Genomic DNA, 18594 nt, shown 5'->3' with positions numbered 1-18594 from the left:
GTTCGGTCTAGCCTGAATCCGCTCCCATCGACCGCCGTCCGCGGCATCCCGGTCTTCGTGGAGCCTCGACATCCATCGGAGACGCTCGTGCTCGTAAAACTCCTCACCCGCTATCTGTCCCGGTATCGCGCGCTGCTCGCCGGCGTGCTCCTCTTCCAGTTCATCGCCGCCATCGCCTCGCTGTTCCTGCCTCGGCTGAACGCCGACATCATCGACAAGGGCGTCGCCACCGGCGACACGAACTTCATCTGGACGACCGGGTCGTTCATGCTCGCGATCTCGCTCGGGCAGATCATCGCCTCGGTCGTGGCGACCTATTTCGCCGCGCGCGCCGCGATGAGCGTCGGCCGCGACATCCGGCTCGACGTCTACGGGAAGGTCAGCGGGTTCTCAGAGCGCGAGGTCTCGAAGTTCGGCCCCGGGTCGCTCATCACGCGCAACACGAACGACGTCCAGCAGGTGCAGATGCTCGCCATGATGGGCGCCACCATGCTCGTCAGCGCTCCGCTGCTGGCCATCGGCGGCATCGTCATGGCGCTGCAGCAGGACGTCGGGCTCAGCTGGCTGATCGCCGTCGCCGTGCCGCTGCTGCTCATCATCGTCGCGCTCATCATCAGCCGCATGGTTCCGCTGTTCCGCAGCTTCCAGATCAAGCTCGACGCCGTCAACCGCGTGCTGCGCGAGCAGCTCACGGGCGTCCGCGTGGTGCGCGCCTTCGTCCGCGAGGAGATCGAGGAGGAGCGCTTCCGCGGCGCCAACACCGACATCATGGTCGTCGGGCGCAAGGTCGGATCGCTCTTCGTGCTGATGTTCCCCGTCGCGATGCTGGTGCTCAACGTCACGGTCGTCGGGGTCATCTGGTTCGGCGGCATCCAGGTCGACCAGGGCGGCGTCGAGATCGGCACGCTCTTCGCCTTCATGCAGTACGTCGGTCAGATCCTGATGGGCGTGCTCATGGCGACCTTCATGACGATCATGATCCCCCGCGCGGCCGTGTCGGCCGAGCGCATCGGCGAGGTGCTGGCCAGCGAGTCGACCCTCACGCGCCCCGAGAACCCGATCAGCGTGTTCAGCGAGCCCGGCACCGTGCAGTTCGACGGCGTCGAGTTCACCTACCCGGGCGCCGAGTCCCCCGTCATCAAGGGCATCAGCTTCGGCGCGGCCCGCGGCGAGACGGTCGCCATCGTGGGCTCCACGGGCGCGGGCAAGACCACGCTCGTCTCCCTGCTGCCCCGGCTCTTCGACGTCACGGGCGGCGAGGTCCGGGTCGGCGGCGTCGACGTGCGCCAGGCCGATCTCGATCACCTGTGGAAGCGGATCGGCCTGGTGCCCCAGCGGCCCTTCCTGTTCAGCGGCACGATCGCCTCGAACCTGCGATTCGGGCGGGAGGAGGCCACTGACGAGGAGCTGTGGGCGGCTCTCGACATCGCCCAGGGCCGCGACTTCGTGGAGAAGATGGACAAGCAGCTCGACGCGGTGATCGCGCAGGGCGGCACGAACGTGTCCGGCGGTCAGCGTCAGCGCCTGGCCATCGCCCGCGCGATCGTGCACCAGCCCGACATCCTGATCTTCGACGACTCGTTCTCGGCGCTCGACCTCACGACCGACGCGAGACTCCGGCAGGCGCTCTGGCGCGAACTGCCCGACACGACGAAGATCGTCGTCGCGCAGCGCGTATCGACGATCACGGAGGCCGACCGCATCGTGGTGCTGGAGGACGGCCGGATGGTGGGCCTCGGCACGCACGAGGAGCTGTTGAAGGACAGCGAGACCTACCGCGAGATCGTCCAGTCGCAGCTGGGGGTGGAGGCATGAGCGCCGCCGACGCACTGACCGAGGAGGAGCGCCTCGAACTCGAGCTGGCCGAGCAGGCCCGGCAGACCTCAGGCGACTGGGACAGCGTCAAGCCCGGAAAAGCCGACAACTTCGGCAAGAGCTTCGGCCGTCTGGTCGGTCTCCTGAAGCCGCACGCCGCCGCCTTCGTGTTCGTCTCGATCCTCGGGGCGATCGGCGTCTTCCTCTCGGTCATCGCCCCGAAGGTGCTGGGCGAGGCGACGAACATCATCTTCGAGGGCGTCATCTCCCGCACGCTGGGCGACCAGTTCCCGTCCGGCACGTCGCAGGCCGACGTCGTCTCGGCTCTCCAGTCGGCCGGCCAGGGCGACTTCGCGAACGTCGTCAGCGGCTTCAGCGAGTTCCAGGTCGGCGCGGGCGTCGACTTCGACCGCCTGCGCATGGTGGTCGTGGCCGTGCTCGCGATCTACGTGGCGTCGGCGTTCCTCGGCTGGATCCAGGGCTACGTCATCAACGTGATCATGGTGCGCGCGATGTGGAGCCTGCGCGAGCAGGTCGAGGCGAAGATCAACCGCCTGCCGCTGGCGTACTTCGACAAGGTGCAGCGCGGCGAGCTCATCTCGCGCGTGACGAACGACATCGACAACATCACCCAGACCATGCAGCAGTCGCTGTCGTCTGTGGTGACGTCGGTGCTCACCGTCGTCGGTGTGCTCATCATGATGTTCTCGATCTCCTGGCAGCTCGCGATCGTCGCGCTCATCTCGCTCCCGCTGATGGCCGTCATCTTCGGCGTGATCGGGCCGCAGTCGCAGAAGGCCTTCGGCATCCAGTGGCGCAAGGTCGGCCGCCTGAACGCGCGCGTCGAGGAGTCCTTCTCCGGACACGCCCTCGTCAAGGTCTTCGGCCGCGAGGAGGACTCGCGCAAGAAGTTCGAGGCGGAGAACGAGGAGCTCTACGAGGCGAGCTTCAAGGCGCAGTTCCTGTCCGGCATGATCATGCCGGGCATGATGTTCATCGGAAACCTCACCTACGTCGGCATCGCCGTCCTGGGAGCCCTGCAGGTTGCGGGCGGCACGCTCCGACTCGGTGACGTGCAGGCCTTCATCCAGTACTCGCAGCAGTTCACCCAGCCGCTCTCGCAGCTGGGCGGCATGGCCGCGGTCGTGCAGTCCGGCACCGCGTCGGCGGAGCGCGTCTTCGAGCTGCTCGACGCCGAGGAGCAGGAGCCGGATGCCGCGGACGCCCCGCGTCCCGCGCACGGCGAGGGCGTCATCGAGTTCGAGAATGTCCGCTTCTCGTACACGCCCGAGCGCCCGCTCATCACCGACCTGTCCTTCCGCGTCGAGCCCGGGCAGACGGTGGCGATCGTCGGCCCGACCGGCGCGGGCAAGACGACGCTGGTGAACCTCATCATGCGGTTCTACGAGCTCGACGGCGGTCGTATCCTGCTCGACGGGCAGGACATCGCCGAGCTCACCCGCGACGACGTGCGCTCGCGCACCGGCATGGTGCTGCAGGACCCGTGGCTGTTCGCCGGCACGATCCGCGACAACATCCGGTACGGCCGCGAGAGCGCGACCGACGAGGAGATCGTCGAGGCCGCCGTCGCGACCCGCGTCGACAAGTTCGTGCACTCCCTGCCGGAGGGCTACGACACCGTGCTCGACGAGGACGCGTCGAACGTGTCCGCGGGCGAGAAGCAGCTCATCACGATCGCCCGCGCGTTCGTGGCGCAGCCGTCGGTGCTGATCCTCGACGAGGCCACCTCGTCGGTCGACACCCGCACCGAGCTGCTCCTGCAGCACGCGATGGCGGCGCTCCGCGAGGGACGCACGTCGTTCGTGATCGCGCACCGCCTGTCGACGATCCGCGACGCCGACCTCATCCTCGTGATGGAGCACGGCGACATCGTCGAGAAGGGCTCGCACGCCGAGCTCATCGCCGCGCAGGGTGCGTACTGGCGGCTCTACCAGTCCCAGTTCGAGCAGGCCGCGCACGACGTCGACACCGACGGGGCCACGCCGTCGACGTCGCCCTCGGACGCGCCCGACACGGCGACCGAGGCCGCGATCGCCGGCGCCACGGGCATCGCGCCGTCCGCGAGCTGACACGGGCGAAGAGGGGCGGATGCTGCGGCATCCGCCCCTCTTCTGTTGTCAGGTCGCGGCTCGGCGTGACGTTCGTCGTCGGGTCGCGGCTCAGCGCGACGTCTGCACGACCGGTGGTGCGGGTGCGGCCGGATGGGGCGTTTGGGGCGCCGCGGGGTCACGTCGGTCGTGCGGACCTCGCGGCACAGGCTCGCCCATCACGCTCATCGAGAGCGCGCCGCGAGTCGAACTCCCGTCAGGCGCCCAGCAGCCCGGCCAGCACCAGCACCGCGCCGACGATCGTCGACACGGCCGCGGTCACGGCCCATCCGCGCCTCACCAGCCACATCCGCAGCCGCTCACGCCGCGCATCACCGATCACCAGCACCACGACCAGCGCGAGTGACGCCACGACCGCGATCAGCGCCACGAGCGCCAGCAGCGGGCCGATCGGCCGGTCGGGTTCGGCGGCGATGGCGAGGCCTGCCGCGATCAGCAGCAGCAGGTTCTTCGGATTCAGCGCCGACTGGAAGAAGCCGAGCGCGAAGCCCAGCCCGAAGGTCGCGCTGTCCGCCCCACGCAGCCAGGTCGGCGGCTCGGGCTCGTCGGCGTCCCGAGGCCGCGCCCACCACGCGCGCAGCGCGAGCAGCAGGAGCAGCACGCCCGCGACGACGTGGATGGTGCCGCGGGCCGAGGCTGCAGCATCCCGATCGGGAGGAAGCACGACCGCGAAGAACCCCACCACGGCCAGCACGATGACCACGCCGAGCGCCCAGCCGAAGAGCAACCCCCCGGCGGCGCCGCGCGCGCGGCGACTGCGCAGCAGCAGGACGAGGGTCACCAGCGCCATCGGGCTCAGCGCGACGCCGAGCGCCGACGGCAGCGCGAGGAGCTCGGTCACGCGGGATCGAGGCGCAGCACGGTGGCGGACTCGCCGACGGCCAGATCGTCGACGACCCGCAGGGTGCGCGCGAGGGCGTCGACGTCGCCGATGACGGTGCCGAAGCGCTCCCGGTCGGAGCACACGGCCGTCACGGTGACGAAGTGGGTGCCGGTGTCCCAGGTGTAGGTGGCGAACGGCGGCGTGCGCGGCTCGGGCGGCAGCGGCATCGCCAGCTTCTCGCCGACGCCGAGGTGGGTTCCGCGGAAGTTCTCGGTGTCGTCGTACTCCATGGGCATCATCGCCCGTGCCGTGCGCAGCTGCGGGGTCGCGACCTGGAGCTGGGCGACCACGACGAGCAGGTCGGGGTCGGACTTCCACACCCACGCGAGCACCCGTCCCGCCGCCCGGCGCATGAGGAACGGCGCCGCCTGGCTCATCGCCCAGGCGGCCACGCCTCCGCCGGGACGCCCCTCGGCGCCGACGGCGAGGCCGGCCTGACCCAGCAGCATCCGGATCGCCTTCTTCCGGTGGCGACGCCCGCGCAGGCCGAGGGAGTCGGTGACCGGCACCCACCGGCCCGGATCAGCGTCGGCCTGGAGTCGTGGCATGCCACCAGCGTACGGGGCGGCCGCAGGGAGGGCGGATGGGCGCCGCTGCGGCCCGTCCGCCGGGCGCCCCCGGAGCCCTCGGGTAGAGTCGGGGTGCGAATGCAGCACCTCGTGCGACCCCGTTCCCGCCGCAGAGATAGGCATCAGCAGCCCGTGAGCACCCCCGCGACGCCCGCCCCCGACGCGCGACCCGCCGACGACCGTCGGCCCCTGCGCGTCCTGATCGGCGCCGACACCTTCCTGCCCCACGTCAACGGCGCGGCCCGCTTCGCCGAGCGCCTCGCCGCGGGCCTGGTCGCCCGCGGCCACGACGTGCACGTGATGGCTCCGAGCGACGGTCACCGCAATCACGGCCGATTCACCGAGGTCATCGAGGGGCAGCCGATGACCATGCACCGACTCCCGTCGTACCGGTACGCCCCGCACGACTGGCTCACCTTCGTGTGGCCGTGGCGGGTCAAGCACTACGCGCGCCGGATCCTCGACGACATCAAGCCCGACGTCGTGCACATCCAGTCGCACATCGTGATCGGCCGAGGGCTGGCCCGTGAGGCGCACAAGCGCGGCATCCCCATCATCGCGACGAACCACGTGATGGCCGAGAACATCGTCGACTTCACCACCCTCCCGCCCGTGCTGGACAAGATCGTCGTCAAGCTCGCCTGGGATGACGCGAAGCGCACCTTCGACCTCACCCGCGCCGTGACGACGCCCACGCGCAAGGCCGCCGACTTCCTGGAGCGCACCGTCGACATCCGCGGCGTGATCCCGATCAGCTGCGGCATCGACGCGACGAACTACACGCCCGACCTCACGCCGCGTGACGCGAACCGCATCGTGTTCGTCGGCCGCCTCACCACCGAGAAGCACATCGAGCTCGTGCTGCGGGCGATGGCGCGGCTCGATCCCGCGCTCGACACGACGTTCGACATCGTCGGCGGCGGCGATCAGCGCAAGAACCTCGAGCAGCTCACGCACCAGCTCGGCCTCGACGACCGCGTGACCTTCCACGGGCGCACGTCCGAAGACGACCTCCGCGCGCTCCTCTCCCGCGCGAGCGTCTTCGCCATCGCCTCGATCGCCGAGCTGCAGTCCATCGCGACCATGGAGGCGATGGCGTCCGGACTCCCGATCGTCGCGGCCGACGCGGTCGCCCTCCCGCACCTCGTGCAGCACGGCGAGAACGGCTACCTGTTCCAGCCGGGCAACGTCGAGGAGCTCACGGCCCGTCTCACCGACGTGCTGACGGCGAGCCCCGAGGAGCGGCTCCGCATGCAGCAGGCCTCTCTCGACGGCGTCGTCATCCACGACATCAACCGCACGCTCGACACCTTCGAGGCGCTCTACCGCGACGAACCGCTGCCGGGCTGAGGATGCACGTCGTCATGTTCGGCGACCAGCACGTCGAGACCTCGGGCGGCGCGCAGGTCTCGATGCGTCTGCAGCGTCGGTTCCTCGAGAAGGCCGGGCACACGGTCACCATCGTCGCGCCGGCACTGCACGGCGCGCGGGCGCGACAGACGGCTCCGGATGCTGCGTACCTCGACATCCCGTCGATGCCCATCACCCTCGACCGCGAGTACGCCCTCGTCTGGCCCGGCTCCCGCGCGGACCGCGTGATCGACGACCGGATGTCGCGGCGACCGCCGGTCGACATCGTGCACGTGCAGGCGGACTTCTGGGGGGCGTTCCTCGGCCACCGCTTCGCCCGCCGCCACGGCCTGCCGGTGGTGCACACGATGCACAACCGCGTCGACGTGGGGATCGAGGCGACCGCGCCCTTCCCCGGGCTCGTGCTCCGCGTGCTCAACGCCTGGCAGCGCCGAGCGCTCGGAGGCGCCCGCGGGCAGACCGACCGCGGGCGGGCCGGTGGCCGGCGAGCCGGTGGTGGCGCTCCGGCCGGTCGCGACGGCTGGGCGTTCCTCCGCACCTTCGCGAGGCGGTCGCAGGCCGTCACCACCCCCTCCGCCCATTTCGCCCGGCGGCTGGAGGGCCACGGCGCCGTGCCCGGCGGAACCGTCGGGGCGCGGGTCGACGTGGTCTGGAACGGCATCGACGACGACCTCCTCGACGAGGTGCTGCGCAGCACGCCCGACGAGCGCGCGCCGGGCCGGCCGCGCTTCGTCTGGGTGGGCCGGATGAGCCCCGAGAAGCGCCTGCTGCCCTTCCTCGAGGCCGTCGCGGCGTCGGGCGTCGACGCCGACGTCGAGGTGATCGGCGGCGGAGGACAGCTCGCCGCGGCGCGGCGACTCGTCGCGCGGACGCGGGGTGCGGCATCCGTCCGCTTCTCGGGCCGGCTGCCCTACGCCGAGACGCTCCGGCGCATCCGCGCTGCCGACGCGGTCGTGCAGACGTCGATCGGCTTCGAGACGCAGGGCATGACCATCTTCGAGGCGGCCGCGCTCGGCACCCCGGCCGTCGTGAGCGACCCCGACCTCGCCGGAGAGCTCGGCACCGGCTTCTGGGCGGTGGGCGGAGACGTGGATGCCGCGCCGCCCGCTTCCGACGCCTCGATCGGCGCGCTCGCCGCCACCGTGCGCGCGGCCGCCGCAGACATCTCCGCGGGTAACGCCGTGCAGCCGTCCGCGCGCGTGCGCGAGGAGTTCCGACAGTCCTCGCGCACGGCCTCGATGATCGACGTGTACCGCCGAGTGCTCGGCGCGGCCTGAGCCGGCCGGCTGGGACTCAGGAGTACGCGAGTCCCATCACGAGGGGGAACGCGAGGCCCACGGCGACGCCCACGAGTCCCGCGCTCGCGAGGCCGGTGCCGATGCCCGCGATCGCGCGCGGCCGATCGCGGATCACGAGCCCGATGACTCCGAAGACGAGTCCGGCGACCGAGAGCAGGCCTTGGACCGTCAGATTCACCACCGACAGGGCGCCGACGGCGGAAGGCGAGGTGTTCGCGATCGCGACGGCCTGGACGAAGACGAAGGCGAAGCTCCACAGCAGGGTCGCAGCTCCCAGGATGAGCGACACGAGTCCCGGGACGTTGCGGGTCGCCGGTCCGCGTCCGGTGGCCGGCGCGGTGGAGCCGAAGGTCGGCGGCGCGTAGCCGCGCGCGGGGCTCGGACGGGCGGGAGGGACGCCGTAGGGGCCGGCGGACGCCGGTCCGTCGGCGGGGCGCGGCGCGGAGGGCGGGGGAGTCGACATCGGTGGCCTCTTCTCGACTGCGGAGAAGGCCGAGTCTAGGGAGCCTCCCGCGATCAGGGCAGGCGGGTGCGGTCGGTGGGCACCTGGTGGTAGCCGTCGCGACGCAGCGCGACCGCGGTCTGGATGACGGCGACGACGGACAGGGCGGCGATGAGGATGACGATGAACATGGCAGGAACGCTACGCTTGCGCGGATTCGGCCACGACTGGCAGGATGGACATGAAGCGTCGGATTACTGCCAGTCCGCTCCGACGCGGGAGAGCGGGGAGTCGCCATGATGAAGTCCGTCGCCGTCATCGTCCAGAACGGGTTCGCGCCCTTCGAGTTCGGGCTCGCGTGCGAGGCGTTCGGACTCGACCGCTCGGACGACGGCATCCCGAACTTCGACTTCCGCATCGTCACTCCGCTGCCCGGAGTCGTCGCCAGCAACATGGGCTTCTCGATCAACGTCGAGCACGATCTGGCGTTCGCCGACGGGGCCGACCTCGTCGTCGTCACCCCGGTGCCGCGCGACGCGTGGGCGCAGATCGATCGCCGTGTCGCCGACGTGATCCGCCGCGCGCACGAGCGCGGTGCGTGGATCCTCACCGTGTGCAGCGGTGCGTTCGTCGTCGCCGCCTCCGGCATCCTCGACGGGCGTCGCGCCACCACGCACTGGATGTACGCCGACACGATGGCGCGCATGTATCCCGCGATCGAGGTCGACCCCGACGTGCTCTACGTGCAGGACGGACGCATCATCACGAGCGCCGGGACCGCCGCGGGACTGGACGCCTGCCTCCACCTGCTCCGCCAGGAGCTCGGCGCCGAGATGGCCAACGTCATCGCGCGCCGCATGGTCGTCCCGCCGCAGCGCGACGGAGGGCAGGCCCAGTTCATCGACAAGCCGCTGCCGGCCGTCGCCTCGCTGTCGCTCGCGCCGGTCACCGACTGGATGGTGGAGCACCTGCGCGAAGATCTGTCGGTCGACCAGCTCGCCGCCAAGGCCCACATGTCGCCGCGCACCTTCGCCCGGCGCTTCAAGGCCGACTTCGGCGCGACGCCCGCCGCGTGGCTGGCACGTCAGCGGCTGATCCACGCGCAGCGGCTCCTGGAGAAGACCGACCTCGGGCTCGACCGCATCGCGTGGGAGAGCGGCTTCGGCTCGGCCGCCGTCCTGCGCCAGAACTTCGCGCGCACGCTGGGCACCACGCCCACCGCCTACCGGGCGACGTTCAGCTGTCTGCGCGCGGAGGACGCCGCGTCGACGCCGGAGCTCGTGGCCTGACGCGCCCGGCGGCGTCTCGCAGGACGTCCTTGCCGCAGCATCCGTTCGCCTGATAAACTTGAGTCAGACAGGCTCAAGTTTGCAGGCGGCCTGCGGAGACTTCAGGAGAACACATGAACGCCACACAGCAGCCCGGGCAGGAGGAGGCGCAGAGCGCTCTGGAGCAGTTCGGGATCAACCTGACCGATCGCGCCCGCCAGGGCAAGCTCGACCCCGTCATCGGGCGGGACAGCGAGATCCGTCGCGTCAGCCAGGTGCTCACCCGGCGCACCAAGAACAACCCCGTGCTCATCGGCGAGCCCGGCGTCGGCAAGACGGCCGTCGTCGAGGGTCTCGCCCAGCGCATCGTCGCGGGAGACGTCGCGGAGTCGCTGAAGAACAAGGAGCTCGTCACGCTCGACATCTCGGCCCTGGTCGCCGGTGCGATGTACCGCGGGCAGTTCGAGGAGCGCCTCAAGAGCGTGCTCAAGGAGATCACCGAGTCCGACGGCCAGGTCATCACGTTCATCGACGAGCTGCACGTGCTCATGGGCGCGGGCGGCGGCGAGGGCTCGGTCGCGGCATCCAACATGCTCAAGCCCATGCTCGCGCGCGGTGAGCTGCGTCTCATCGGCGCGACCACCCTCAACGAGTACCGCGAGTTCATCGAGAAGGATGCCGCGCTCGAGCGCCGTTTCCAGCAGGTCTACGTCGGCGAGCCCACCGTCGAGGACACCGTCGCGATCCTCCGCGGACTCAAAGAGCGGTACGAGGCGCACCACAAGGTGGCGATCGCCGACGCGGCGCTGGTGGCCGCGGCATCCCTGTCGCATCGGTACATCCCATCGCGGCAGCTGCCCGACAAGGCGATCGACCTCATCGACGAAGCCGCCTCGCGGCTGCGCATGGAGATCGACTCCGCCCCGCTCGAGATCGACGAGCTGCGGCGCCACGTCGACCGGCTCAAGCTCGAGGAGCTCGCGCTCAAGCGAGAGAAGGACGCCGCCTCGAAGGAGCGACTGGCCGCGCTGCGCGAGACGCTCCGCACCGAGCAGGAGTGCCTCGGCGAGCTGCAGGCGCGGTGGGAGCGCGAGCGCGCGTCGCTGAACCGCGTCGGCGACCTCAAGACGAAGCTCGACGCCGCCCGCATGGAGGCCGAGCGCGCGCAGCGCGAGGGCAACCTCGAGAAGGCCTCGCGGCTGCTGTACGCCGAGATCCCGGCGCTGGAGCGGCAGCTCGTCGACGCCGAGCGCGAGGAGCCCGCCGGCGACCGCATGGTCAACGACCAGGTGACCGACGAGGACATCGCCGCGGTCATCGCCGCGTGGACGGGCATCCCCGTGGGCCGGCTGCTGCAGGGCGAGACCGAGAAGCTCCTGCACCTCGAGGCCGAGCTCGGCAAGCGCCTGATCGGGCAGAAAGACGCTGTGAAGGCGGTGTCCGACGCGGTCCGCCGCTCGCGCGCGGGCATCAGCGACCCGGATCGTCCGACCGGCTCGTTCCTCTTCCTCGGACCGACGGGCGTCGGCAAGACCGAGCTCGCGAAGTCGCTCGCCGACTTCCTCTTCGACGACGAGCACGCCATGGTGCGCATCGACATGTCGGAGTACGGCGAGAAGCACTCGGTCTCGCGCCTCGTCGGTGCGCCTCCGGGCTACATCGGCTACGAGCAGGGTGGACAGCTGACCGAGGCGGTGCGCCGTCGGCCCTACTCCGTCGTGCTGCTCGATGAGGTCGAGAAGGCGCATCCCGAGGTCTTCGACGTGCTGCTGCAGGTCATGGACGACGGGCGCCTCACCGACGGCCAGGGCCGCACGGTGGACTTCAAGAACGTGCTGCTGATCCTCACCTCGAACCTCGGGTCGCCGATCCTCATCGATCCGACGCTGTCGATCGACCAGAAGCGCGAGTCGGTGAACGCGCTGGTGCGCCAGGCGTTCAAGCCGGAGTTCATCAACAGGCTCGACGACATCGTCATCTTCCAGGCCCTCACGCAGGACGATCTCGCCCAGATCGTCGAGCTCAGTGTGTTCGCGCTCCAGCGGCGGCTGCGCGACCGGCGGCTCGCGCTGGCCGTCACCCCCGACGCGCGCGCCTGGCTCGCCGAGCGCGGCTACGATCCGCTCTTCGGAGCGCGGCCGCTGCGGCGCCTCATCCAGTCCGAGATCCAGGACCGCCTCGCGATGGCGATCCTCGGCGGACGCGTGCACGACGGCGACGTCGTGCGGGTGGATGTCGCGGCCGACGGCTCCACGCTGGCTCTGACCAGCGACGGGCCGGGCGCGCCGGAGCCCGACGACAGCGACGACGACGTGATCGAGGCGATCCTCGAGGAGGACTGAGCCGCCATTGCGGCGCGTGTGGCGCGTCGGCGCGTGTCGCGCGTGTTGCGCGCGCGGCGCGTCTGCGCGTGCGGATCGGGAGGACATGTGCGAAAGGGGAGGGCGGATGCTGCGGCATCCTCCTCCTTTTCTGCACAACTCCTCAGCATCTGCACGGCGGCGCGCGGGGTCGGAGCGGGCTAGCGTCGGGATATGACTGCCGCGCCCTCGCCGCTCCGGGTGGCCGGCGTGCTGTGGCGCTCGACGCATCCCGGACCGAGCGTCGTGGTCACGGCGATCGCGGTGGTGCTGGGCTCCGCCGCCGGGCTCGACCTCTGGCGCATCGCCGTGCTCGGCGCCGCGATCCTGCTCGGCCAGCTGTCGGTCGGTCTCTCCAACGACGCCTTCGACGCCGCCCGCGACCGGGCCAACGCGCGGGCGGACAAGCCGCTCGCCCGCGGTGACGTCGCCGTCCGCACCGCGTGGATCGCCGCCGGTGCGACGGTCGCTGCGGCGCTCGTGCTGTCGGCGGTGCTCGGAATCGGGATGCTGGTGGCCCACCTCATCGCGCTCGCCTCGGCGTGGGCGTACAACGCGCGCCTCAAGGCGACGCCGGTGTCCGTGCTGCCGTTCATCGTGAGCTTCGGTCTGCTGCCGTCGCTCGTCACCCTGTCCGCCGCCGATCCGCGCCTCGCACCGGCGTGGGCGTGGGTCGCGGGCGGCGCGATCGGCGTCGCCATCCATCTCACGAACGTGCTGCCCGACCTCGACGACGACGCCCGCACCGGCATCCGCGGTCTCCCGCACCGCCTCGGCCGCACCGTGTCGGCCGTCATCGCCGCGCTGGCGCTCGTCGCGGGAGCGGTCGCCGTGCTCGCCGGCCCGACATCGCCGTCGACCCTCGGCTGGATCGTCTTCGCCCTGGCCGCCGCGCTCGCCGTCGCCGGACTCATCCTCGCGCTCGTTCGCCCGCCGGGCCGCGCGGTGTTCCGGCTGGTCATGCTCGCGGCGCTGCTGTTGTGCGTGCAGCTGGCGGTGACGGGTCAGTCGCTCGTCGGCTGAGGCGGTGTTGCGGTGTTGCGGTGTCGCGGTGTTGCGGTGTTCACCTGACGCGTTCTGCTCGTATGCCGCGTGGGTGGCGACATCGCGCGTCAGGTGGCGGCGATGGGCGGCGCGGATGATGCGGGCTCAGCGCGTGGGCGGGCGTCGGGTCGCGTTCACCTGACGCGTTCTGCTCGTGTCCTGCGGGGGTGACCGCAACGCGCGTCAGGTGGCGGCGATGGGCCTGCGGGGATGTTGCGGGCTTAGCGCGCGCGGCGCGGGCGGCGCGGTTGCCGCGGGCTCAGCGCGCGCGGCAGTTCGGGCCGCGTTCACCTGTCACGTTCTGCTCGTATCCCGCGGCGGTGACAGCAACTCGCGTCAGGTGACGGCGATGGGCGGCGCGGATGATGCGTGCCCAGCGCGCGGGCGGGCGTCGGGCCGTGTCCACCTGACGCGTCCTGCTCCTATTCCGCGCGGGTGGCGACATCGCGCGTTAGGTGGCGGCGGCGGGTCGAGGGGCTACTGCGGGCTCAGCGCGCGCGGCAGTACGCGCCGCGTTCACCTGACGCGTCCTGCTCGTATCCCGCGCGGGTGGCGACATCGCGCGTCAGGTGACGGCGAACAGGCGGATGCCGCGACCCACCATGCCGCGACCCACCATGCCGCGACCCACCCCGGCGCGGAACGCTCAGGCGTCGGCGTCCAGGCCCATGGCATAGGCCGACGCGAAGAAGCCGCCGACGGGTCGGGCGAGCGCGAGGCGGAGCGCGAGGCGGCGCGCGGCGTCGGCCGCGGACGTAAGTGGGCGGCCGAGGGCCGTGTTGACGGCGGCGAGCCGGGCGGCGGTGCCCGCGGAGCGGACGCGGCGCCGCTCCCACCGCCGGAGCTCCTCGTCGGGGGCTGTGCCCGAGCGGATCCAGCGCGTCAGCAGGGGGGCCAGGGTCGCAGCATCCAGGAGTCCGAGGTTCATCCCCTGCCCGCCGATCGGGCTCACCTCGTGCGCGGCATCGCCGATCGCGAAGACGCGGCCGCGGCGCAGCGCCGGCGCGACGACACGGCGCACGCCGAACGAGCTCGCCTCGGTGACGGCCGCCGCGGCGACCCGGTCGCCCCGGCGCGCGACGGACTCGGCCAGACGCGCGGCGCGGGCGGCGGGCTCGTCGTCTTCGGGGCGGGAATCCCACGCGACGACCCGGCGGCGCGCGCCGGGCAGCGGGAACGACTCCATCACCCCCGTGCCGTCGATGTCGACGATCGCGACGTCGTGGTCGGGTCGGTCTCCGGTGTCGACGTCGGCCATCAGGTAGCGGTCGGGATAGACGTGCGTCGGGATGCTGCGGTACACCAGGTCGCGGCCGCTCCAGCCCGTCGCGACCACGACGACGCGCGCATCCAATGAGGCCGTGCCCGCCGGATCGCCGAACCGGACCTCGGCACGGTCGTCGCGCGAGTGCACCGAGGTGACGGCGGCAGCGCGCCGCGGAGCGGGCGCGTGGGCGGCGAGCACTCGCTCGGTCGCCGCCTGGGGGAGCGTCGCGACGAAGGGGAAGCGCGTGGACAGCCGGTCGAACCGCACGACGCCGAGCGTGCGCCCCGCCGAACGGGCCTCGCCGCGGCCGACCCGCACAGCGTCGTGCAGCAGGTCGTCGGTGATGCCGCTCCCCTCGAGCGCGGCCAGCACCGGCGCGTGGACGCCGATCGCCCGGGTGCCGGCACCCGCGGCATCCCGTCGCTCGAGCACCTGCACGTCGAGGCCGTCCTTCGCGAGCAGACCGGCGAGCACGAGACCGACCGGTCCTGCTCCGACCACCGCGACGTCATGCACGCGCACAGCCTCTCATTCCGACGACCCCGTCGTCACGGCCGCCGGTCACGACGACCGGGAGCCGGCCGCGGCGCCCTCGGCCACGGCGAGCACCCGGAGCGGCACCGGCCGCTCGATCCGCCAGCCGGGGAGGGCCGCCGCGAGCTCATCGGATCGGTAGCTGCGGCGGATCGAGCGGAGGCCGTCGGTGCGCAGGAACGTGCCCGGTGCGAGGGGCGTGATGCCGACGGCGTAGAGCGCGTAGGCCGTGCGACTGCGCTCGATGTCGGCGTGCAGCACGAGACCGGCCGACAGGGCGCGGGAGTCGGTCGTGAAGCTCGTCAGCTCGTCTGCTGCCAGGTGGTGCAGCACGTGGTTCGACAGCACGACGTCGAAGCGTGCGCCCTCGCGGACGAGGGTCGCGGAGTCGGTGCTCCGGAACTCGACGCCGGAACCGCGGCGCTCGCCCGCGACCTCGAGTGCCCGCGGATCCGGATCGACGCCGAGCCACGAGGCGTCGAAGCCGTCGGCGTGGGCGAGCCGCGCGAGGCGGACGACGACGTCGCCTCCGCCGCAGCCCAGGTCGAGGACGCGCGCGGGTCTGCCGAGCGACTCCAGCAGCGGTCGCAGATGCCGGCGGTAGACGGTGTCCCACCCGGAGATCAGCCGGTTCACCGTGTCGAAGCGGCGCAGCGTCGCACGCAGGCGATCGGGGTCGCAGTCCGGATCGTCCATCAGCTCGCGGAGCCGGACATCCCGTTCGCGGAGAGTCATGCCGCAGGCGGCATGTGCTTCACGGCGAGCAGCGACTCGACCGTCAGCCCCGGCCCGAACGCGAGCCCGGCGATGCGGGCGTCATCGCCGAGGGCCGCGTCGGCCAGCAGGTCGCGGAGGATGAAGAGGATCGTCGCGCTCGACATGTTGCCCGCCTGCTGCAGCACCGCCCGCGACGCCGCCAGGGCGGCCGGGTCGAGCGACAGGGAGGATTCGACGCGATCCAGGATGCTGCGACCGCCCGGGTGCACGGCCCAGGCGTCCACGCCCCATGGCCGCTCGTCGCCGGGTGCGGCATCCAGGAATCCGGTCACGACGTCGAGGATCTCGCGTCCGATGATGCGCGGCACCTCGGCCGTGAGGGTCATCTCGAAGCCCTCGTCGCCGATGAGCCAGACCATGTCGGTCTCGCCCTCACTCGTGACGCTGGTGCCGAAGCGCTCCAGCTCGAGGCTCGGACCGGATCCGGATCGGCCGGAGACGACCGCGGCGGCCGCGCCGTCGGCGAAGACCGACGAGGCGACGATCTGGTCGGGTTCGGTGCTGGAGCGGATGTGCAGCGAGCACAGCTCCGCGCAGACCACGAGCACGACGGCGTCGGGCCGGGAGGCGCAGATGTGCGACGCGGTGCGCAGCGCGGGGAAGGCCGCGGCGCAGCCGAGGAAGCCGAGGTGGTAGCGCTCGACCGTCGCGGGGAGTCCGAGGTCGCGGATGAGCCGGTAGTCGGGACCGGGCGCGAAGAATCCGGTGCACGACGCCGTCACGACGTGCGTCACGGCGTCGGCGGTGATGCCCGCCCCGGTCAGCGCCGCACGCGCGGCCTCCGCGAAGAGCGCGGGCGCCTCGGCGGCATAGACCGCGTTGCGGACGCCCGTCGACGGCGCCTGGAGCACGCCGTCGGCCGAGACGAAGACGTCGCGACCGTGCGTGCCGCCGTCGGCCAGCTCGGTGACCACGGTGTGCCGCCGCTCGATCGCCGCCGCGTCGAAGGCGGCGTGGACGAGCCGGGAGGCGAGGCGGTCGTAGCCGGGCTGGCGGGCGAAGAAGTCGCGCATGTCATCCTGCTCGATCGTCGTCTGCGGCAGGGCGGTGCCGATCGACAGGATGTGCGCGGTCATGCTTCACCTTAGGCACGCCTGGCGGACCTTCGGACCAGGGTGGCGCCGGGAGCGCGGTCGGGCTACGCCTCGGAGGAGAGCGCCCGGCCCGCCGGCCCGAGGCGCGGAGCCGGCGCGGGGTTCACGTGCCGATGGCGCGGGACCCCGCGGGCTGCGGCAGGCCGCGGCGGGCGATGTCGGGCCGCGCATACCGCGTCAGGCCGCGAGGATGCTCTCGGCCAGCGGGCGGCGCACCCGAGGGGCGACCTCGCGCTCGCGGAGCGCGTCGGAGAGCTGGGCTGCGTCGCCGACCGGGCCGACGGCGATGACGACGGTCGGGCTGAAGCGCTCGTCCAGGTCGAAGGCGGCGCGGACGGCGTCGCGGTCGAAGCCGCCCATCTGGTGGACGTGGAGCCCGTCGTGGTGCGCCTGCACGCTGAAGTGCGCGACGGCCTGTCCGAGGTCGTAGGCCGCGAAGGCGAGGGGCCGGCCGTCCGCCGACTCGGTCTCGGCCACCGCGACGACGAGAGCGGCGGCATCGCCGGCCCACTCGCGGTTGAAGCCGACCAGCGAGTCCACGACGAGGCGGTGGTTCTCGGTGCCGCGCCGGGCGACGATGAAGCGCCACGGCTGGGAGTTGTTGGCCGACGGCGACCAGCGTGCGGCCTCCAGCGCGCTCGCGAGGGCGGCCTCGTCGACCGGCGCGACGCTGTCGAAGGCGCGCGGGCTCCAGCGCGCGGCGAGCACGTCCAGCACGGGGCTGTCGGTGACGGCGGTGCGGTCGAGGGTGGGGGAGTTCGCGTTCATGGCGCTTCCTTCTGATGGATGACGGGGAGGCGCCGTTGCCACCGAGGATAAAACACTATGCGGCTGAATCTATTCCCGTCGCCATGAGTCCCCCCGTGACGCGCGGCCACCGTAGACAGTGGTCGGTCGCAGGAGCACAGTGGACGTGGAGGGCGGGCGGCCGCCCGGAGGAGGACGACATGTTCAGTGCGGAACGGGCTTTCAGCGGCTTCTCGGTCGACGACATCGAGGCGGCGCAGCGCTTCTACGGCGAGACCCTCGGACTCGACGTGCGCAAGGACGACATGGGCTTCCTCGTCCTCCACCTGCCGACCGGATCGGACGTGCTGATCTACAGCAAGCCGAACCACGAGCCGGCCTCGTTCACGATCCTGAACTTCCCCGTCGACGACGTGGACGCGGTGGTCGACGACCTCAACAGCCGCGGCATCGTCACGAAGATCTACGACGACAGCGAGGGCGACACCGACGAGAAGGGCATCTCGCGCGGCTGGGGTCCTGACATCGCGTGGTTCCGCGACCCCGCCGGCAACGTGCTCTCGGTGCTCAAGACCGACTGAGCCTTCCGTCAGGCCGCGACGACTCCCGGCACGTCCTCCAGCGACCGATAGACGGGGATGCCGCGGCTCTCGGCGATCGCGACGTCCTGGTCTGCTCCCCGGGAGGCGCCCGGAAGGCGCAGCACCGCGTCGCAGTGCTGCAGGAGCCGCTCGGCCGTCGGATACATCACCGAGGCGGCCAGCGGGTCGCCCGGACCTGACGCGCCCGCGCTGGACAGCACCGGCAGCGCCACCCACTCGCCGATCATCGGCACGTGGCCGGCCCGGAAGATCGGCCACGCCGCCTCTTCGAGTCGGGCCAGGTTCTCGGCCATCAGGGCGGGGTCGCCACCGGTGCCGGACGCGTAGGGGCCGGCGATCAGGATCATCAGGGGTGCGGTCATGTCGGTTACACTACGACACAACGTGCACAAAC

General features: G+C 71.7%; 16 protein-coding genes. 8 read left to right on the top strand and 8 right to left on the bottom strand.

All coding sequences use genetic code 11. The features are described from left to right. The first annotated feature begins 87 nt into the window (after positions 1 to 87). Both CVS47_RS15820 and CVS47_RS15815 read left to right on the top strand, forming a co-directional pair. Positions 88 to 1815: an ABC transporter ATP-binding protein gene (locus CVS47_RS15820; RefSeq protein WP_127096953.1), complete on the top strand. Its 1728-nt coding sequence runs from the start codon at positions 88 to 90 to the stop codon at positions 1813 to 1815. Further along, on the top strand, positions 1812 to 3905 hold the full coding sequence (locus tag CVS47_RS15815; protein ID WP_127096952.1) for an ABC transporter ATP-binding protein: 2094 nt from the start codon (positions 1812 to 1814) through the stop codon (positions 3903 to 3905). Before CVS47_RS15820 ends, CVS47_RS15815 begins: the two co-directional genes overlap by 4 nt. Before the next feature lie 235 nt (positions 3906 to 4140). On the opposite strand, the gene CVS47_RS15810 is transcribed toward CVS47_RS15815, so the two are convergent. Continuing rightward, positions 4141 to 4785, bottom strand: a complete 645-nt coding sequence (locus CVS47_RS15810) for a GAP family protein (RefSeq protein WP_127096951.1) — start codon at positions 4783 to 4785, stop codon at positions 4141 to 4143. Further along, entirely contained in the window at positions 4782 to 5375 is a 594-nt protein-coding gene (locus CVS47_RS15805; RefSeq protein ID WP_127096950.1) for a hypothetical protein, read from the bottom strand. Before CVS47_RS15805 ends, CVS47_RS15810 begins: the two co-directional genes overlap by 4 nt. 153 nt (positions 5376 to 5528) lie before the next feature. Between CVS47_RS15805 and CVS47_RS15800 the strand changes: the two genes are divergently transcribed. Both CVS47_RS15800 and CVS47_RS15795 read left to right on the top strand, forming a co-directional pair. Then, on the top strand, positions 5529 to 6746 hold the full coding sequence (locus tag CVS47_RS15800) for a glycosyltransferase (protein WP_241240196.1): 1218 nt from the start codon (positions 5529 to 5531) through the stop codon (positions 6744 to 6746). Between the two features lie 14 nt (positions 6747 to 6760). Then, positions 6761 to 8044: a glycosyltransferase gene (locus tag CVS47_RS15795; protein ID WP_338142372.1), complete on the top strand. Its 1284-nt coding sequence runs from the start codon at positions 6761 to 6763 to the stop codon at positions 8042 to 8044. 16 nt (positions 8045 to 8060) lie between these two features. On the opposite strand, the gene CVS47_RS15790 is transcribed toward CVS47_RS15795, so the two are convergent. Then, complete coding sequence (locus tag CVS47_RS15790; protein WP_127096947.1) at positions 8061 to 8528, bottom strand: hypothetical protein; 468 nt, start codon at positions 8526 to 8528, stop codon at positions 8061 to 8063. Between the two features lie 278 nt (positions 8529 to 8806). On the opposite strand from CVS47_RS15790, the gene CVS47_RS15785 reads away from it, so the two are divergent. The 3 genes from CVS47_RS15785 (at position 8807) to CVS47_RS15775 (ending at position 13158) form a co-directional block, all read left to right on the top strand. Continuing rightward, complete coding sequence (locus tag CVS47_RS15785; RefSeq protein ID WP_206502904.1) at positions 8807 to 9796, top strand: GlxA family transcriptional regulator; 990 nt, start codon at positions 8807 to 8809, stop codon at positions 9794 to 9796. A 113-nt stretch (positions 9797 to 9909) separates the two neighbouring features. After that, positions 9910 to 12117, top strand: a complete 2208-nt coding sequence (locus tag CVS47_RS15780) for an ATP-dependent Clp protease ATP-binding subunit (protein ID WP_127096945.1) — start codon at positions 9910 to 9912, stop codon at positions 12115 to 12117. 192 nt (positions 12118 to 12309) lie between these two features. Then, positions 12310 to 13158: a UbiA family prenyltransferase gene (locus CVS47_RS15775; protein ID WP_127096944.1), complete on the top strand. Its 849-nt coding sequence runs from the start codon at positions 12310 to 12312 to the stop codon at positions 13156 to 13158. A 667-nt stretch (positions 13159 to 13825) separates the two neighbouring features. On the opposite strand, the gene CVS47_RS15770 is transcribed toward CVS47_RS15775, so the two are convergent. The 4 genes from CVS47_RS15770 to CVS47_RS15755 form a co-directional block, all read right to left on the bottom strand. Next, positions 13826 to 14962, bottom strand: coding sequence for an FAD-dependent oxidoreductase (locus CVS47_RS15770; protein WP_127096943.1), 1137 nt, complete (start codon positions 14960 to 14962; stop codon positions 13826 to 13828). 45 nt (positions 14963 to 15007) lie between these two features. Beyond that, entirely contained in the window at positions 15008 to 15715 is a 708-nt protein-coding gene (locus tag CVS47_RS15765) for a methyltransferase domain-containing protein (protein ID WP_127096942.1), read from the bottom strand. Beyond that, positions 15712 to 16833 (bottom strand): type III polyketide synthase, encoded by a 1122-nt coding sequence (locus CVS47_RS15760; protein WP_127096941.1) that lies wholly within the window; start codon positions 16831 to 16833, stop codon positions 15712 to 15714. The genes CVS47_RS15765 and CVS47_RS15760 overlap by 4 nt, the downstream gene beginning before the upstream one ends. Before the next feature lie 195 nt (positions 16834 to 17028). Next, positions 17029 to 17619: a nitroreductase family protein gene (locus tag CVS47_RS15755; RefSeq protein ID WP_127096940.1), complete on the bottom strand. Its 591-nt coding sequence runs from the start codon at positions 17617 to 17619 to the stop codon at positions 17029 to 17031. 179 nt (positions 17620 to 17798) lie between these two features. Between CVS47_RS15755 and CVS47_RS15750 the strand changes: the two genes are divergently transcribed. Beyond that, entirely contained in the window at positions 17799 to 18179 is a 381-nt protein-coding gene (locus CVS47_RS15750) for a VOC family protein (RefSeq protein WP_127096939.1), read from the top strand. 8 nt (positions 18180 to 18187) lie between these two features. On the opposite strand, the gene CVS47_RS15745 is transcribed toward CVS47_RS15750, so the two are convergent. Then, complete coding sequence (locus CVS47_RS15745; protein WP_241240195.1) at positions 18188 to 18562, bottom strand: DUF4406 domain-containing protein; 375 nt, start codon at positions 18560 to 18562, stop codon at positions 18188 to 18190. Between the last annotated feature and the right edge of the window lie 32 nt (positions 18563 to 18594).

Source organism: Microbacterium lemovicicum (assembly GCF_003991875.1).
Taxonomy (GTDB): domain Bacteria; phylum Actinomycetota; class Actinomycetes; order Actinomycetales; family Microbacteriaceae; genus Microbacterium; species Microbacterium lemovicicum.
This window is presented reverse-complemented; position numbering and strand designations above follow the sequence as displayed.

Coding starts and splice junctions, on each gene's coding strand:
- CVS47_RS15815 (WP_127096952.1), top strand. CDS start 1,812: ATGAGCGCCGCCGACGCACTGACCGAGGAGGAGCGCCTCGAACTCGAG.
- CVS47_RS15805 (WP_127096950.1), bottom strand. CDS start 5,375: ATGCCACGACTCCAGGCCGACGCTGATCCGGGCCGGTGGGTGCCGGTC.
- CVS47_RS15795 (WP_338142372.1), top strand. CDS start 6,761: ATGTTCGGCGACCAGCACGTCGAGACCTCGGGCGGCGCGCAGGTCTCG.
- CVS47_RS15790 (WP_127096947.1), bottom strand. CDS start 8,528: ATGTCGACTCCCCCGCCCTCCGCGCCGCGCCCCGCCGACGGACCGGCG.
- CVS47_RS15785 (WP_206502904.1), top strand. CDS start 8,807: ATGAAGTCCGTCGCCGTCATCGTCCAGAACGGGTTCGCGCCCTTCGAG.
- CVS47_RS15780 (WP_127096945.1), top strand. CDS start 9,910: ATGAACGCCACACAGCAGCCCGGGCAGGAGGAGGCGCAGAGCGCTCTG.
- CVS47_RS15775 (WP_127096944.1), top strand. CDS start 12,310: ATGACTGCCGCGCCCTCGCCGCTCCGGGTGGCCGGCGTGCTGTGGCGC.
- CVS47_RS15765 (WP_127096942.1), bottom strand. CDS start 15,715: ATGACTCTCCGCGAACGGGATGTCCGGCTCCGCGAGCTGATGGACGAT.
- CVS47_RS15760 (WP_127096941.1), bottom strand. CDS start 16,833: ATGACCGCGCACATCCTGTCGATCGGCACCGCCCTGCCGCAGACGACG.
- CVS47_RS15755 (WP_127096940.1), bottom strand. CDS start 17,619: ATGAACGCGAACTCCCCCACCCTCGACCGCACCGCCGTCACCGACAGC.
- CVS47_RS15750 (WP_127096939.1), top strand. CDS start 17,799: ATGTTCAGTGCGGAACGGGCTTTCAGCGGCTTCTCGGTCGACGACATC.
- CVS47_RS15745 (WP_241240195.1), bottom strand. CDS start 18,562: ATGACCGCACCCCTGATGATCCTGATCGCCGGCCCCTACGCGTCCGGC.